Source organism: Bacillus sp. MT94 (assembly GCF_058792475.1).
On the sequence record NZ_JBXAEZ010000002.1, the window covers coordinates 163,766 to 181,068 of the forward strand.

General features: G+C 37.1%; 17 protein-coding genes. 1 reads left to right on the forward strand and 16 read right to left on the reverse strand.

Annotation, left to right across the window (positions count from 1 at the left end; genetic code table 11):
• Window positions 1-54: 54 nt before the first annotated feature.
• The 7 genes from fabG to AC1Q51_RS06490 all read right to left on the reverse strand — a co-directional run bounded on the left by fabG (window position 55) and on the right by AC1Q51_RS06490 (window position 7,825).
• On the reverse strand, window positions 55-795 hold the full coding sequence (gene fabG / locus AC1Q51_RS06460; protein ID WP_000911769.1) for a 3-oxoacyl-[acyl-carrier-protein] reductase: 741 nt from the start codon (window positions 793-795) through the stop codon (window positions 55-57).
• Window positions 795-1,739: an ACP S-malonyltransferase gene (fabD, locus tag AC1Q51_RS06465; RefSeq protein ID WP_090977188.1), complete on the reverse strand. Its 945-nt coding sequence runs from the start codon at window positions 1,737-1,739 to the stop codon at window positions 795-797. The genes fabG and fabD overlap by 1 nt, the downstream gene beginning before the upstream one ends.
• A gap of 14 nt (window positions 1,740-1,753) precedes the next feature.
• Window positions 1,754-2,746 (reverse strand): phosphate acyltransferase PlsX, encoded by a 993-nt coding sequence (plsX, locus tag AC1Q51_RS06470; protein WP_000684100.1) that lies wholly within the window; start codon window positions 2,744-2,746, stop codon window positions 1,754-1,756.
• Complete coding sequence (fapR, locus tag AC1Q51_RS06475; RefSeq protein ID WP_000747349.1) at window positions 2,743-3,336, reverse strand: transcription factor FapR; 594 nt, start codon at window positions 3,334-3,336, stop codon at window positions 2,743-2,745. Before fapR ends, plsX begins: the two co-directional genes overlap by 4 nt.
• Before the next feature lie 88 nt (window positions 3,337-3,424).
• Window positions 3,425-5,473, reverse strand: a complete 2,049-nt coding sequence (gene recG / locus AC1Q51_RS06480; RefSeq protein WP_001000823.1) for an ATP-dependent DNA helicase RecG — start codon at window positions 5,471-5,473, stop codon at window positions 3,425-3,427.
• A 290-nt stretch (window positions 5,474-5,763) separates the two neighbouring features.
• Window positions 5,764-7,440: a DAK2 domain-containing protein gene (locus AC1Q51_RS06485; RefSeq protein WP_000027131.1), complete on the reverse strand. Its 1,677-nt coding sequence runs from the start codon at window positions 7,438-7,440 to the stop codon at window positions 5,764-5,766.
• A gap of 22 nt (window positions 7,441-7,462) precedes the next feature.
• Window positions 7,463-7,825 (reverse strand): Asp23/Gls24 family envelope stress response protein, encoded by a 363-nt coding sequence (locus tag AC1Q51_RS06490; protein ID WP_000021109.1) that lies wholly within the window; start codon window positions 7,823-7,825, stop codon window positions 7,463-7,465.
• Between the two features lie 376 nt (window positions 7,826-8,201).
• Between AC1Q51_RS06490 and rpmB the strand changes: the two genes are divergently transcribed.
• Window positions 8,202-8,390, forward strand: a complete 189-nt coding sequence (gene rpmB, locus AC1Q51_RS06495) for a 50S ribosomal protein L28 (protein ID WP_000124776.1) — start codon at window positions 8,202-8,204, stop codon at window positions 8,388-8,390.
• 73 nt (window positions 8,391-8,463) lie between these two features.
• Here the strand turns inward: rpmB and spoVM are convergent, their stop codons facing one another.
• The 9 genes from spoVM to fmt all read right to left on the reverse strand — a co-directional run bounded on the left by spoVM (window position 8,464) and on the right by fmt (window position 17,280).
• Entirely contained in the window at window positions 8,464-8,544 is an 81-nt protein-coding gene (gene spoVM / locus AC1Q51_RS06500) for a stage V sporulation protein SpoVM (protein WP_001213599.1), read from the reverse strand.
• Window positions 8,545-8,610: 66 nt separating this feature from the next.
• Window positions 8,611-9,291: a thiamine diphosphokinase gene (locus AC1Q51_RS06505; RefSeq protein ID WP_000752665.1), complete on the reverse strand. Its 681-nt coding sequence runs from the start codon at window positions 9,289-9,291 to the stop codon at window positions 8,611-8,613.
• Between the two features lie 69 nt (window positions 9,292-9,360).
• Window positions 9,361-10,005, reverse strand: coding sequence for a ribulose-phosphate 3-epimerase (gene rpe, locus AC1Q51_RS06510; RefSeq protein WP_000589974.1), 645 nt, complete (start codon window positions 10,003-10,005; stop codon window positions 9,361-9,363).
• Window positions 10,006-10,007: 2 nt separating this feature from the next.
• On the reverse strand, window positions 10,008-10,889 hold the full coding sequence (rsgA, locus tag AC1Q51_RS06515) for a ribosome small subunit-dependent GTPase A (RefSeq protein WP_001113932.1): 882 nt from the start codon (window positions 10,887-10,889) through the stop codon (window positions 10,008-10,010).
• Window positions 10,890-11,172: 283 nt separating this feature from the next.
• A complete protein-coding gene (gene pknB, locus AC1Q51_RS06520) occupies window positions 11,173-13,146 on the reverse strand; it encodes a Stk1 family PASTA domain-containing Ser/Thr kinase (RefSeq protein ID WP_000904746.1) in 1,974 nt (657 codons plus the stop codon).
• An 8-nt stretch (window positions 13,147-13,154) separates the two neighbouring features.
• Complete coding sequence (locus tag AC1Q51_RS06525) at window positions 13,155-13,907, reverse strand: Stp1/IreP family PP2C-type Ser/Thr phosphatase (RefSeq protein WP_000648708.1); 753 nt, start codon at window positions 13,905-13,907, stop codon at window positions 13,155-13,157.
• A gap of 4 nt (window positions 13,908-13,911) precedes the next feature.
• The gene (gene rlmN, locus AC1Q51_RS06530) at window positions 13,912-15,000 is read right to left on the reverse strand and encodes a dual-specificity RNA methyltransferase RlmN (protein WP_000450550.1); all 1,089 of its coding nucleotides are present in this window, start codon (window positions 14,998-15,000) and stop codon (window positions 13,912-13,914) included.
• Window positions 15,001-15,004: 4 nt separating this feature from the next.
• The gene (gene rsmB / locus AC1Q51_RS06535; RefSeq protein WP_001249664.1) at window positions 15,005-16,339 is read right to left on the reverse strand and encodes a 16S rRNA (cytosine(967)-C(5))-methyltransferase RsmB; all 1,335 of its coding nucleotides are present in this window, start codon (window positions 16,337-16,339) and stop codon (window positions 15,005-15,007) included.
• The gene (gene fmt / locus AC1Q51_RS06540) at window positions 16,336-17,280 is read right to left on the reverse strand and encodes a methionyl-tRNA formyltransferase (RefSeq protein ID WP_090977186.1); all 945 of its coding nucleotides are present in this window, start codon (window positions 17,278-17,280) and stop codon (window positions 16,336-16,338) included. The genes rsmB and fmt overlap by 4 nt, the downstream gene beginning before the upstream one ends.
• Between the last annotated feature and the right edge of the window lie 23 nt (window positions 17,281-17,303).

Consider the following 17,303-nt stretch of genomic DNA (forward strand, 5'->3'; position numbering starts at 1 on the left):
TCAAATATTATATTAAATATTGACCAAAAAAACTAGGTGAAATCGATTCTTTTATTACATTACCATACCGCCATCAACATTTAACGTTTGACCTGTAACATATTTGCTTTGATCAGAAGCAAAAAACGTTACAGCATTCGCGATATCTTGCGCTTCACCAAATTGAGCAGCTGGAATAACTTTTAACATTTCGGCTTTAATATTCTCATCTAGTACATCAGTCATATCAGTCGCAATAAAGCCTGGCGCAATTGCATTCACAGTAATATTTCGACTTGCTAACTCTTTTGCAGATGTTTTTGTTAATCCAATAACACCCGCTTTAGCAGCAACATAATTAGCTTGCCCTGGGTTTCCTATAACACCCACAACAGAAGCGATATTTATAATTCTACCGTGACGTTGACGCATCATATAACGAGATACTGCTTTTGTACATAAGAATACACCTTTTAAGTTTGTATTAATAACTGTATCCCATTCTTCTTCTTTCATACGCATTAATAAATTATCTTTTGTTACACCAGCATTATTTACAAGAATATCAACTTGTCCAAATGTATCTACTGTTTGTTTCACCATATTTGTAACATCATCAGCATTTGCAACATCTGCTTTTACCGCAATCGCATCAGAACCTAATTTCTTAATTTCATCTACTACTTCATTTGCTTTTTGTTCATTACCTGCATAATTTACTACTACATTTGCCCCTTGTTTCGCTAAATCGATCGCAATCGCGCGACCAATTCCACGTGAAGCGCCAGTTACTAATGCTACCTTCCCTTTTAACATCAGTTTTCTCCTCTCAAATTTGAAATGGTATCTTTTAATGTCTCTTCATCATATATCGCATATGCTTTTACTGATGAATCAATTGACTTCATAAGTCCAGCAAGTACTTTTCCAGGTCCAATTTCAATAAATGTATCTACTCCCTGCTTCACCATACATTCAATAGACGGGTACCATAATACAGGCGAATAAAGCTGTTCGATTAACTTTTCTTGAATGTCGGCACCACGTGTAATAACATCCGCCGTAACATTTGCAATAACAGGAATATTCGTATCATGAATTGTAATTTCATTCAAAACACTTTGGAACTTCTCAGCTGCCGGCTTCATAAGTGAAGAATGGAATGGCCCACTTACTTTTAGTGGAATTGCTCTCTTTGCACCATTTTCTTTCGCTCTTTGAGAAGCAAGCTCTACGCCTTGCTTCGTTCCAGAAATTACAATTTGCTTCGTACTATTCATATTAGCGATTTGCACTGCATATCCTTCACTTGTTACTTCTTCTGTAACTTGTTTCAGCATATGTGGGTCAGCACCTAATATAGCTGCCATTGCACCTTCCCCGCCCGGAACAGCTTCTTCCATATATTCCCCGCGTTTCCTTACAGCATATACCGCATCTTCAAAAGTGAATGCACCAGCTGCTACAAGAGCGCTATATTCACCTAAACTATGACCAGCGACAAAGTCAGGTGTAATGTCATACTCTTTCAAAGCTGTCAAAATAGCAAAACTCGTTGTTAATAATGCAGGCTGAGCATTTGTTGTTAATGTAAGCTTTTCCTGCGGTCCTTCAAAAATCACTTCTGAAAGTGAATCTTGTAACACCTCATCTGCTTTTGCAAACACTTTTGCAACCTCTTTATTATTCTCTGCTAATTGTTTACCCATTCCAACTGCCTGTGAACCTTGGCCCGGAAAAAGAAATGCTATTTTTCCCATTTCAAATCCTCCTCTTATTGGAGTGACTCTTTCTCCATTACGCTTGAAATTGTAGGAATTACTTCTTTCGCTACCATTTCTCTCGTTTGACGAATCGCACTAAATATCGACTGGTCATTAGAAGAACCGTGAGCCTTAATGACAGGTGCTTTCAATCCAAATAATGCAGCTCCCCCGTACTCCGAATAATCCATTTTATCTTTTAATACCATAAGTTTTGGCTTTAATACCGCCGCTGCTAATTTGCTCGTAAACGAACTCATTAGTTGTTCTTTCAACATAGAGAATAGCGCAAGTGCTGTTCCTTCTAATGATTTCAACGCTACATTCCCTGTAAAACCATCACATACAACAACATCTGCTACACCTTGCAATAAATCTCTTGATTCAACGTTCCCAACGAAATTAATTGGCGCATCCTTAAGCATTGCAAATACTTGCTTTGAAAGCTCGTTTCCTTTTCCATCCTCTGTTCCAACGTTTAATAGTCCAACACGAGGATTTTCAATTCCTCTTACCTTCTCAGCATAAACAGATCCCATTACTGCATATTGATATAAATGAATTGGTTTTGCATCAACATTTGCTCCAACATCTAACATAACAAAACCTTTTCCATCTACAGTTGGCATTGTAGGCGATAAAGCTGGTCGCTCAATTCCTTCCATGCGACCGACAACAAATAATCCAGCTGCCATTAAAGCTCCTGTACTACCTGCGGATATACAAGCGTCTGCTTCTCCATCCTTTACTTGCTGTGCCGCAAGTACCATTGAAGCTTGTTTTTTTCGACGAACCGCTCTTACTGGTTCCTCCGTCGATTCTATTTTTTCGTCTGTATGAAGAATAGTAATTCGTTCATCACTCGTTAAATATTGACGAATTTCCTCTTCTTTCCCTACTAACGTAATATGTAAATCAGAATATTCCTTAATAGCTTTCATTGCCCCTAATACTACAGCCTTTGGAGCGTGATCTCCGCCCATTGCATCTATTGCGATTTTCATAAGTTGTTACCTTCCTCACTATAATTACTAGATCGATACATTTCAAAAGTGCCTGTAAAAACAAGTTCTTCTCCAACGAAGCTACGCACTTTGACAACCGTCCGTCCCTTATCATTCTCTACATCTTCAACGCGCGCTTTTGCAACAACACGCTCTCCTAATTTTACAGGGCGAATGTATCGAATGGTAGACTTTGCAGTTAAAGCTAATTCTTCATCAATAACCGCAACAGCTAGTGAGTTTGCTTGCGCAAACAGATGATGCCCACGGGCAATTTGATTTCTTTTAAATACATGTTCTACCTTTACTTCAAAGATAGAGATTGCATGTCTATCTAATTCAATATCAATAATTTCTCCGACAACCTCTTCTAACGGTAAAGATTTCACATCTTCTTCATGTTGCTTTGTAGCTACATGTTTAATTCTCTCTCTTAATTCAGGAATAGACAATTCCATACGATCCAGTCGTACTGTTTGTATACTCACTTGAAATTTTTCCGCTAAATCTTCATCCGTGATAAAAGGATTTGATTCGATTGTTTGTTGTAATAATTCTTGTCTTTCTTTTTTACTTCTTCTTTTCTTCATACCGCACCATCCATTTTTATGACTAGGTACTAACAGTAGTATATAATCATTAAAAGTAGAATGCAACAAAAATTTTTGTTGACTCCCTTTAATCGAGCTTCTCTCCTTGGAACACACCTGTCCCATCAAGATACGTACGCAAGGCAGCGTACTGATCATTGTGCCAAAATGCTTCTGAATCTACTAGTATCGCCGCATCTTGCCTTGCTGTTTCTAACGCTCGATAATCGTGTACCATGTCAGCAACCTTAAATTCTGGTAAGCCACTTTGCTTACTCCCAAAGAAATCTCCAGGACCTCGTAATTCTAAATCTTTTTCTGACAATACAAATCCATCATTTGTTTCAGTCATTATGCGCATTCTTTCTTTTCCTGTTTCTGATTTAGGGTCTGCTATTAATAAACAATATGATTGTTCACTACCACGCCCGACACGCCCTCTAAGCTGATGAAGCTGCGATAAACCGAAACGTTCTGCATCATAAATAACCATCACAGTCGCATTCGGTACGTTCACACCCACCTCAACAACTGTTGTCGATACAAGAATTTGCACTTTATTTTCACTAAACTGGCCCATTATCTCTTCTTTTTCCTGAGACGATAATCTCCCATGCATCAATCCAACTTGGCATTTCCCTTGGTAATGATGCGTCAGCATACTATGTAAGTCGATAGCATTTTGCACATCAAGTTTCTCAGATTCTTCAATTAGAGGACAAATAACGTATGCCTGTCTTCCTTTTTTTATTTCCTTCTCAACAAAACCGAGGACGCGATCTAACATATCATGTTTTGCCCAGTATGTTTCAATCACCTTTCTACCTGCTGGCATCTCATCGATTATCGAAACATCCATCTCTCCAAATGCAGTAATTGCAAGCGTACGCGGAATTGGTGTCGCTGTCATAAATAATACATCTGGACTTTCACCTTTCTCCCGTAAAACTCGGCGCTGCGCTACACCAAATCGATGCTGTTCATCTGTAATAACGAGACCCAACCTATGAAATATAACTTCATCTTGAATTAAAGCGTGCGTTCCAACAAGAATATCTATTTCTCCTTGTTCTAACTTCGCTAAAATTTCTCGGCGTCTTGCACCTTTAACAGAACTTGTTAGCAGTTCCACCTTCATACCAAAATGCGAAAACGTTTCAGCAAGCGACTGATAATGTTGCTCAGCTAAAATTTCTGTAGGAACCATTAAAGCACCTTGATAATGAGCTAATTTCGATGCATAAAGGCCAATCGCAGCAACAACTGTTTTCCCAGAACCAACGTCACCTTGTAATAGTCGGTTCATCCGATAAGGAGATGTCATATCTTTTAAAATTTCATCTACAACTCGGCGCTGCGCACCAGTTAACGGGAACGGCAATGCATCGATAAATTCTTGTAATTCTACTGACGGAATCTCTTTCTTCGTCCCTTTTGAATTTTCCCTCTCCATTTTCCTCAGTGTTTGCATTTTCAGCTGAAATAAGAAAAATTCCTCATATACAAAACGGCGACGCGCTTGCTTTAAATCCTCCTGTCCTACCGGAAAATGCAAAGCCTTAAGTGCTTCATATCTTGGTAATAATTTATACCGGCCTAACAAACCATCCGGTAACACTTCGACTATAGAATCTCCATATTCCTTTAACGCTTGAGCAATAAAACGACGCATCTGTTTTACTGTAAGTTTCCCCTTTACTGAGTAAACAGGCTCCACTTCTTGTTGACGTACAACTGGCCCAAAATGAAGTTCTGATACAGCAATTGTTTGACGATGTTGATCCCATTTACCAGTAATCGTTACCGTTTCATCTAACGTTAATTTTTGCTTATAGTAAGGCCTATTAAAACATACCGCCGTAATTAAATAACGACCGACGAGAACACGAACTGTTAGACGCGATTTCTTCTTACCATAATATTGCAGCAAAGGAGCACTATGAACCTTCCCTTCAACCGTTACACGTTCATCATGCTTTACTTCAGCAAGATCTTTCATCGCATAATCTTCATAACGGTACGGAAAATGTTCTAATAGATGAGAAACTGTATAAATCCCCATCTCATGTAGTAACTCAGATGTTTCTCCTCCGATCCCCTTTACATCCGTAACAGGAACTTGTACAACATCATTCAAGATTCTCACACCCCGTCACATTATTTTCTTTATTGCATTTTATTTGAGTACCAATTAGCATCTGTAATCGCTCTCTTTCACCTTATATATTCTATCATAGGCATTCTAAGAGAAACTACTCAAATCCCTTATATAAAACAAGTAAAAAAGAGCCTCACTATTAGCAGCAAGGCTCTTTTCTCTCTTCAATATGCTAGCCTTTTGAATAAAAACTAGTAATAAACTTCATATTACTACTTCTTATCCATTAGCAAGTAAGTAATCCATTTATTTTCAAAACGAATCTTATCTTATTCTACAGAGAAGATGAAAGAATACACTGGTTGGTTTCCAGCATGCACTTCTACTTCTGCATCTTCAAATTTCTCTTCTACAAATTCAACTAACTCCGCTACTTCTTCGTCAGTTGCATCTTCACCTTGTAGAATCGTTACGATTTCAGAATCTTCATCAATAAGCGCTTCTAGTAATTGCTTCGCAGCTCCTACTTTTTCAGCATTTGTAGATACAATTTTTCCATCTGCAATACACATGAAGTCATCTTTTTGAATTGCTACACCATCAATTTCCGTATCACGTACAGCATACGTAATTTGACCTGTTTTCACATGAGATAAAGCTTCTTGCATGTTTTCTTCATTCTCTTCTAACGTTCCAACTGGGTTAAATGCTAACATTGCTGCCATACCTTGAGGAACTGTTTTCGAACGAACAACAATAACTTCTTGATCTACAACTGATGCCGCTTGTTCTGCTGCCATTACAATATTTCCGTTATTCGGTAAAATAATGATTTTTTCAGCATTTGCTTCTTCAATTGCCTTCACGATATCCTCCGTACTTGGATTCATCGTTTGACCACCTTCGATAACTTTCGTTGCGCCGATGCTCTCAAATAAAGTTTTAATACCAGACCCCATTGCCACAGTTACGATACCATATGGTTGTTTTTCTTTCGATTGAGCTGGTTGTTCAGGAACCATAGCAGGTTCATCTAATAAAGCAGTATGCTGTTCACGCATATTTTCTACTTTGATCTTAATTAAACTACCGTATTTTTGCCCGTAGTTCATAGCGTCTCCAGGATGTTCTGCGTGGATATGAACTTTTACAATTTCATCATCAGACACAACTAGTAGAGAATCACCATATACACTAATATCTTCACGGAATTTTTGTTCAGAGAAATTATGCTCTTTCACCTTTTCAGCCTCTAATTTCACCATGAACTCCGTACAATATCCATACTTAATATCTTCTGTACTCAATTGGCTTTGTACACTACGGTGATGTTCTGCGCGTACCATCTCATTCATAGATGTTTGCGTCGGTGCATCAGAAGAAATCGTTTCTCCTTTTAAGTCAGCTAAAAATCCTTCGTATACTACTACAAGACCTTTACCACCGCTATCTACAACGCCAACTTGTTTTAATACAGGTAATAAATCTGGCGTACGATTTAACGATGCGTTTGCTTCTTTCACAACGTCTTCCATAAACAAAACAAAGTCGCGCTGTTTTTTCGCAACTGTTACTGCATATTTACCCGTTTCTCTTGCAACCGTTAAAATCGTTCCTTCAATCGGTTTCATAACCGCTTTATAAGCCGCCTCTACTCCAGCTTCTAGTGCTGCAGCAAAATCAACTGTTGTTAATTCTTCTTTTTGTTCAATGGATTTAGAGAAACCACGGAACAACTGAGATAGAATAACTCCAGAGTTACCACGAGCTCCCATTAATAATCCTTTGGCTAAACTTACGCCGACTTTACCAGCATGCTGTGAAGGATTTGCTTTCACTTCACGCGCACCTGAAGTCATAGATAAGTTCATGTTTGTACCGGTATCGCCATCTGGAACTGGAAATACGTTTAATGCATCAACAAGCTGAACATTATTTGTTAAATTATTCGCTCCTTGCATGATCATTTGTGATAAACGTTTTCCATCAATTTTTTGAATTGACACAGATTTTCCTCCTTAATGCACATTACAAGTTTATTACTTTAACTCCTTGTACGTAGATGTTTACAGAATCTACTGCTAGTCCTACAGTTTGATCTAATGTATATTTCACTTTCGTCTGCACATTATGTGCCACTTCTGAAATTTTCGTACCATAGCTCACAATAATATACATATCAATATGTACTTCATCTTCATCTTTACGAACAATAACACCTCTAGTGAAGTTTTCTTTTCGTAAAATGTCTGTTAATCCATCTTTTAACTGATTTTTTGATGCCATACCTACGATACCGTAGCAATCTACCGCGGCACCTCCAGCAATTGTTGCAATTACATCTGTACTAATATCAATTTGACCGTACTTCGTTTTAATTTCAATTGACATCTCGTTTCCCCCTTCATAAATGGTGAAAGTGAGCTAGACTACTTTAGTTACTATCATATAATCTTTTTAAAGAAAATTCCATCGTTCTTTCTTTTCACTCTCATATTTTATGTTTTAAATTACACTTTTTTATGATGAGCAAAATAGTCCATTGTTATTATACAACATGTACCACTATAATATGTCAAGCAATTTTTATGGATTTTAACTTTTCTTCATTGACATATAGTGTCAAGTAAATTTTCTTGATTTCTTTTTTCTACGGTGTTGCATTCTCTTTTTAGTTGTGTTAAATTATAGTAGTGTTTTTAGCATCGCATAAAAGACTAACATTGAAAAATTACGTATGGTAAGGTATCAAGGGAGGGAAATATAAATGGCTCGTGTTTGTGCTATTACTGGAAGAAAAGCTCGTTCTGGTAACTCTCGTTCTCACGCAATGAACGCTACAAAACGTAAGTGGGGCGCTAACCTTCAAAAAGTTCGCGTACGCATCGACGGAAAAGTTCAACGTGTTTACGTTTCTGCTAGAGCATTAAAATCTGGCAAAATCGAACGTGTTTAATAATAAAAAAAAGAGCCGATAGGCTCTTTTTTTACTATAACAATGGAAAAAGCACCGGTGATAGGTGCTTTTTTTAATCTTTTTTGAAGGTATTTAACATTGCACGAACAATTCCACCAAGAAATTTAGGTAACTTAATTGTATAAAATCTCATGGTTTCCCTCCTAATCCCCATTACTCCACTTGGTCACTATATGATGTAAGGAGCAAAATTGTTTCTTCAATCAGTGCTTCTTATCAACATTAATATGCCAGAAGTAAATGAAAAAGTACCTTTTTCCTCAACGAGTTCGTTACTAATACAAAGTGTTGATCCCCACTCTATTGTTTTATTAGTAAGAGGGTACTTAAAACCAAACAATGTAATCCCTTCCACTATTTCAGTAACTGGTACAAAAGATACATAAGGAAAATTTTTATTTTCTTCAATTATATGTGTACCCACTTTTTTAACTGTTATTTCATTTTTATTGTCCACAATACACATTTCTATCTCTACTTCTAACCCTTTTAAAAGCATTTGTATATTTGCCAAACCGTGATCAAGTCTTCCACCGGTAGCACCAAAAATACGAATTAGTGCCGGCTTCTGTCCTAATGCCCAGTTGATTGCAATTTCTAAATCCGTTTGATCTTTTTCCCGCGGAACAATATGTAATTCGTTCGTTTGCTGTCCCATCCATACTAATTCTTCTTCAGTAACTGAATCGTAATCTCCAAACGCAACAGCCGGGGTAATCCCTTTCTTTAATAGACGGTATACTCCCCTATCAACCGCAGCCCACACTACTTCCTCATTCTCATATCGAGCAAAATCTGCGCAATATTCCGAAGGTCCTCCTGCCAAAATATGAATAATCATTTTTTCTTCCCCTTCCATTGTAAAAAGGCAATCTGCCATTCGGTAGATTGCCTTTTTACATATTTTTACCCTATCCTATGAATACCTTACTAGGATAAAAGTTCATCACTACCCTCGAATTACGCGAATTGCTTCACCGCGGTCTTTTTGATTGTATACTGCTGATCCAGCTACAAGTACATTTGCTCCTGCTTCCACACAAAGTCTTGCTGTTTCAGCATTTACACCACCATCAACTTCAATTTCTACTTCTAGATTGCGCTCTTTCACCATGTCTGCAACTTGTTTAATTTTCGGTAATACAGAATGGATAAACTTCTGTCCACCAAATCCAGGGTTTACTGTCATAAGTAATACCATATCTATATCTTCTAATACATGCTCAATCACTGAAACTGGCGTATGTGGATTTAATACAACACCCGCTTTAATACCGTGAGATTTAATTAACTGAATTGTACGATGCAGATGTGGACACGCCTCTACGTGAACAGTAATAATATCCGCTCCCGCTTGTGCGAAAGTCGGGATATAGTTATCAGGATTTTCAATCATTAAATGTACATCTAATGGTAATGATGTAATTGGACGGATAGCTTCTACAATTAATGGTCCAATCGTAATATTTGGTACGAAATGTCCATCCATTACGTCAACGTGAATGTAATCCGCTCCGCCCTTTTCTACATCTTTAATCTCTTCCCCTAATTTTGAAAAATCTGCTGATAAAATCGATGGTGCAATTTTAATCATAACTAATACCTCGGCTTTCTCTCTCTAATTTCTTCTACGAATTGTTTATAGTTCTTATAGCGATATTCTGTAATCTTCCCTTCTTCAACCGCAGCTTTCACTGCACATTTCGGTTCAGAAAGATGTGTACACCCTCTAAATTTACAGTATTGGCTCGCTTCTTTCAACTCTGGAAAACAATATGTAAGATCTTCTACTTCTATATCAATGAAATCTAGTGAACTAAAACCCGGTGTATCTGCTACTAGTCCACTCCCAATTGCAATTAATTCTACGTGTCTTGTCGTATGCTTCCCGCGTCCTAAATGGGAGGAAATATCATTTGTTTTCAGCTCTAATTCTGGACGTAGCACATTAAGCATTGAAGATTTCCCAACACCAGATTGACCCGCAACGACAGAAACACAATTTTCTAAGTATGGTTTTAATATATCAATACTTTCTGACGTATTAATAGAAGTAAATAAAACATCATAACCCATCTCACGATAATCATTCGCATAAGCTTCAACAGTTGCTTTCATCTTTTCATCTACTAAATCCATCTTGCTAATACAAATAATTGGCTTAATGTTATGATATTCAATCAGCACTAAAAATCGATCTAACAGTCCAGGATTAAAATCTGGTTCTACTGCAGAGAACACAAGGATCGCTTGATCGACATTAGCAATAGGAGGTCTAACAAGTTCATTTTTTCGATCAAACACTTCAAGCACATAACCTTCAGTTGGATTATCTGCCTGAAAAACAACTTGGTCTCCTACAAGTGGTGTAATTTTATTTTTTCTAAATACACCTCGCCCACGACATTGCGTAACCCCTTCTTCATGCTGCACGTAATAAAACCCACTTAAAGCTTTTATAATTTTTCCTTCTGGCATAGAATTCTCCTTTTTTTGTATAAGGTGATGCTGAATTTAAAAATGAATGGATTTAAATTTTCCAAATAACGATTTCAAAACCTACCATATATACTTTCGCTAATATACATTAAATTTCCCATTAAATGCAAAAAAATATTTACAGCTGCATCACTTTACTAGCTTTTTGAATCATATATTTTTGCCTGCTATACCGTCCACTTTGTAGACAGCATAACAGGCAATAATAATAATAATAATAATAATAATAATAATAATAATAATAATAAGTAGACTTTCACTATTATTGAGTTGGATATGGTACTTCTTTATCAATAATCGTTACTCCATCTCGTACAATTTTATAGTGTCCCTTTGAACCTTCTTGAATTACAAATTCTAAAGAAATAGTCGCTGATTCAGTAATTGTTCTCGTTTCAACCGGTCTATCCATTTTTTGCTGCATGTCTTCTTTATAAATTTCTATTGTTTGCGGCTTTTTTTCACCTGTTACAGCAGGCTCATATGGGATAGAGATATTGTCCACTTTTACCGTTTTAGTCACTTTAGGCTTTTGACCATCAGAGATAATAATAGTTACTTTATCTCCCTCTTTTAATGGTGTACCTGGTTTTGGAAATTGCGAAATTACAAGTCCTTTTTCGACTGAATCTGAATACTCTCGTTTTATATCTGACGTTAGTTTTCTCTCATTCAAATAACCAGTTACACTATTTTCAGTCCACCCCGAAAAGTCACCTGGTCTAATTTGATAAGGACCTTTACTTACCCAGATTTTCAGTTCTTGCTCCGCTTCTATAACCATTTGATCAGGCGTCGGAATTTGCTCTACAATTTCACCTTTCGGCTTATCATTTTCAATATAATTTACTGTAACTTGTTTATATTTTTCTTCTAACTCAGCTTTTACACTCTCAAAGTTTTGCCCTGTGAAATTCGCCATCTTACTTTTCTTTTTTCCACCTGATTGATAGATAGTAATTTTAGCGTTTTCTTTTACGACTCTTCCTGCTACAGGTTCCGTTTTTATTACATCCCCAACTTCAATATCATCTGTATATACAATATTAGGCTCCGTCACCTCAAAGCCCTTTTCTACTAACGTATTTACAGCTGTCGTGTATTTCATACCAGCCACATCAGGAACTTTCACATCTTTCGGAATAAATAATCCTGGAATAACCGTAAGCGCTAATGTTATTCCTATTGCTAAAAATAAAAATGTTGAAATTAAAACTTTAAGCCACTTGTTACTCCGTTTTTTCTTCTTATCTAACTCAGCTGCTTCTGCTCTTATCGGTTCTTCCACCTTACTCCCTTTTAAAACAATCGTTTCATCACTTACATTTTCAAATAATTGTTCTTGTTGAATAATCGGAATCGCTTTCGTCGCTTCCATATCTTCTGGTATGTAAAATGGTTGCTCATTTATCCTCTCTGGATATAGCGCAGTTTCAATATCTCGCTTCATCGCATTGGCAGATTGATATCGATGGAAAGGATCTTTTGCAGTTGCCTTTAATATAATATTTTCAACACTTTGCGGAATATTTTCATTCCATCTTTTTGGTGATGGGATTTCACTTTGTAAATGTTTTAAAGCTATAGCAACAGCAGATTCGCCAGAAAACGGTTGTCTTCCTGTTAACAATTCAAACATAACTATTCCAAGAGAATAAATATCCGATTGTTTATTTGCTATCCCGCCACGTGCCTGTTCTGGTGATAAATAATGGACTGAGCCCAGTACTGAATTTGTATGTGTAATTGTTGTTGCACTTGTAGCTGTCGCAATTCCAAAATCTGTTACTTTTATTATTCCATCAGCTCGAATTAAAATATTGTGCGGCTTTATATCACGATGCACAATTTCAAAATGATGGGCGTGTGCCATGGCGGATGTTAACTGCTCCATAATATCAAGAGCTTCTCCTATAGGTAACATACCTCGCTCAATTATGTATTGCTTCAATGTTTGCCCGGGTACATATTCCATGACAAGATAATATATACCATCTTCTTCTCCGACATCATACATATTCACAATATTTGGATGCGACAACGTTGTAACAGACTGCGCTTCTCGATGGAAACGTTTAATAAACTCTTCGTTATTTGAGTAGTCGAGTCTTAATATTTTTACCGCTACATCTCGGCCAAGTATATCATCATGAGCTAAATATACATTGGCCATTCCGCCACCACCAATCATTTTCAGCAGCTTATAACGGTCATTTAAGCGTTTTCCAATCAGCACGTTGCACTTCACCTACTTTCGTTTGTCGAACCCGCATAATCAATAAGAACAAGTGTGATATTATCTTCTCCACCGCGATCATTCGCCAATTGAATGAGACGCTGCCCTTTACCTTCAAGCTGTTCATTTAACTGTAAAATTTGTTGCATATCATCAATAGAAACTTTGTTTGATAACCCATCAGAGCAAAGAAGTAATTGATCATCTTCCTCAAGCACCAACGTTTTAACATCTAATCCAACTTTTTCTTCTGTTCCTAGCGCTCTTAATAACACATTCTTTTTCGGATGATACTCTGCATCTTCCTTTGAAATTTCACCATGTCTCACAAGCTCATTTACAAGCGAATGATCTTCCGTTACAAGCGTCATTTCTCCTTCTGATACCATATAGCAACGACTATCTCCTATATGCCCTATCGTCACAAAACTTGGTGTACAAACAGCTATTATAAGCGTTGTTCCCATACCATTACATTCTACATTTTGCTGAGCGTATTCATATATGCGCTCATTAATAATCCCAACACTAGTATGTAACCATTGTTCTACTTTTTTCGGTTCATTCATATTATGCGTTTGCTTCCAATAATCATGGAATAATTGAATGGCCATCGAGCTAGCTACATCACCAGCTCGATGACCTCCCATTCCATCTGCTACTACCGCTAAAACATTTCCATCTAAATTGTGAAAAACTCCTGCACTATCTTCATTATGTTGACGAACTTTTCCTTTATCCGATAGAAATACGGCTTTCATCTCGTCACCTCGTCTCTTCTTTGCGCTCCTTCGCACGCAACTGACCGCAGGCTGCGTCAATATCATGACCTTGTTCACGGCGAATCGTTACATTCACTCCACGATCTTTTAACGTTTTCTCGAACAAGAAAATTTGCTCACGTGGTGTACGTACATAATCACGTTCAGGTACGTAGTTTACCGGGATTAAGTTTACATGACATTTTACACCTTTTAAGAGCGCAGCAAGCTCTTCAGCGTGCTCAACTTGGTCATTTTCTCCTCCAAATAATCCATATTCAAAAGTAATACGGCGCCCTGTTCTATTTACATAGTATTTAATAGCTTCCATTAAATCCGGTAATTTATAAGCACGGTTAATCGGCATTAATTTTGAACGTAATTCTGAGTTTGGAGCATGCAATGAAATCGCAAAATTAATTTGTAGTTCTTCTTCAGCAAACTTATAAATTTTCGGGATAATTCCACTCGTCGAAACAGTCATATGTCTAGCACCAATATGAAGTCCTTTTTCATGGTTAGTGATGCGTAAGAATCCCATTAAATTATCGTAGTTATCAAATGGTTCTCCAATTCCCATAACAACAAGAGAACTTACACGTTCTTCTGTTTCATCAAGCGCACGCTGAACTTCTACTACTTGCGCTACGATTTCTCCAGCTTCTAGGTTTCGTTTTAGTCCACCAAGTGTCGAAGCACAGAACGTACATCCAATACGACAACCAACTTGCGTTGTTACACAAATGGAATTTCCATATTCATGTCGCATTAATACCGTTTCAATAGAATATCCATCATATAATTGGAATAAGAATTTAATCGTTCCATCTGAAGACGTTTGTTTTACTAACGTGTTTAAAGTAGTAATATCAAAGGAATTCGACAATTTATCACGCAATCCTTTAGAAAGGTTTGACATATCCTCATAATTTTTTACACGTTTTTTATATAGCCAGTCAAAAATTTGTCCAGCGCGGAACTTCGGTTCTCCTTGTTCCTTTAACCAATCTTGCATTTCATGAAGTTGTAAAGAGTAAATTGATGGTTTCTTCGTTTCTACATTTTTCTTTTGTTTTCTTACAGTTGTTTCCATGATGCTACACCTTCTTCCTTAAACAAGCAATATAAAAGCCATCCGTTGCAAAATAATGCGGTAAAATTTGTACTTGACCTTCATTAATATACGGACTTAATTTTTCTGGCATACGTTCTTTTATCGTAGTATCCCATTCAAATTCAGGATGTTCTTTTAAAAATTTATCTATTACTTGTTCATTTTCTATTTTCTCAATTGTGCACGTACTATAAACAAGACGACCGCCTTGTTTTAATAATGGTGCTATTTTTTCTAGTATCGCAAGTTGAATCGTCGATAATCTTTCACTATCGCCTTTATCTTTTCCTAACTTAATATCAGGCTTACGTCTAATTACACCAAATCCAGAACACGGTGCATCTACCAATATTTTATCAAACGTTTCATTTGCAAAGTGCTCTTGCACTTTTCTAGCATCTAGCGCTTTTGTTTCAACATTTTCTAGACCAAGTCGCTCTGCTTGCTGTTTAATTAAACGTACTTTGTGTGCATGTAAATCAAGGGACATGACCTTACCAGTTCCCTTTAATCGTTCCGCGATATGCGTTGTTTTTCCGCCTGGAGCAGCACAACTATCAAGAACTGCATCTCCCGTATTCGGTTCTAAAGCGCGTGCTACAAGCATAGAACTTTCATCTTGAATAGAAAGAAATCCTTTTTTAAACGCTTCTGTATGCGCTACATTTCCTCTTTCAATCTGAATTGCATCATCTGACAAGTCACCACGTTTTGCTTCTATACCTTCACTTGCCAACAACTCAATCGCTTCTTCTACCGTTACCTTATCAACATTCACACGTGCTGTTGGTACAGGTGGTAACATGTTTACTTCGCACATTTTCTCTGCAGTTTCTAAGCCATATGCAGAAGTCCACTCTTGTACAAGCCAAACTGGATGACTCGTCGCAATTGCAAGACGTTCTACTGGATCCTTGATTTCATCTACAGAAGGTACACCTTCTCTCTGAATCGAACGTAATACACCGTTCACCATACCAGCAATTCCTTTATGCCCGCGACGCTTTGCAATCTCAACCGCTTCATGAATAGCCGCTCTTTCTGGCACTCGGTCTAAATAAATCATTTGATATAAAGATAAGCGAAGCAATACCCTTACCCACGCCTCAACCTTCTTTTTTAAAAAAGGCTGTAAATAATAATCTAATGTGTCACGACGTTGAATCGTTCCATATACAATTTCAGTTAATAAACCAATATCTTTTCTATCAATTGCACTTTTTTCAATTAGATTATTTAAAAGTAAGTTGCTATATGCACCACTTTTTTCCACTTGAATTAAACCATCAAGAGCTAATTCACGAACATTTTGTCTCATGCATTTTCTCCTAACTTCGTTCCAATTTCAGGTTTTGTTCCACGTAAAAATTGTGAACAACTCATACGCTTTTTACCAGAAGGTTGCAATTCAGTAATTTTAATACCTGTTTCATTACTAGTTGCTACAACAAAACCATCTTCTTCGATTGCAACAATCGTACCTGCTTCAGCCGGTTCAGTTACAGGCACTTTTTCTCCCCACCATACTTTAACAACTTGTCCTGCTAAAGTTGTATAAGCAACTGGCCATGGATTCAATCCGCGAATGTGATTGTATACTTCCTCACCTGTTTTTGTCCAATCAATTTTCTCTTGTTCACGTTTTATATTGTAAGCAAACGTTACTTCTTCTTCGTTTTGTTTAATCGGTTCTAACTTACCTTGAATTAATAAAGGTACTGTTTTAGATAGAAGGTGTGCTCCAGCTTCACTTAATTTATCAAATAATGAGCCTGTCGTTTCACGCTCTTCAATTTCCACTTCCACTTGCGTTAAGATATCACCAGCATCCAATTTTTCTACCATATACATAATTGTAATACCAGTTTTTTCTTTACCTTCCATAATTGCATAATGAATTGGTGCACCACCACGAAGTTCAGGAAGTAAAGAAGCGTGGACATTAATACATCCATACTTCGGTGCTTCTAAAATTTCATTTGGTACAATCTGACCAAATGCAGCTGTTACAATTAAATCTGGCTCTAATGCCAATACTTTTTCATATTCATCTTTTTCACGAATTTTTAACGGCTGTAACACAGGGATACCATGTTTTTCCGCTTCAACTTTAACAGGTGTAGGTGTTAATACTTTTTTTCTACCTACTGGACGATCAGGTTGCGTCACAACACCTACTACCTCATAGCCATCTTCAATAAGACGACGAAGCACCGGCACTGAAAAGTCCGGTGTTCCCATAAACACTACTTTTATCATTTAAAAACCGCTCCTTTTAACAC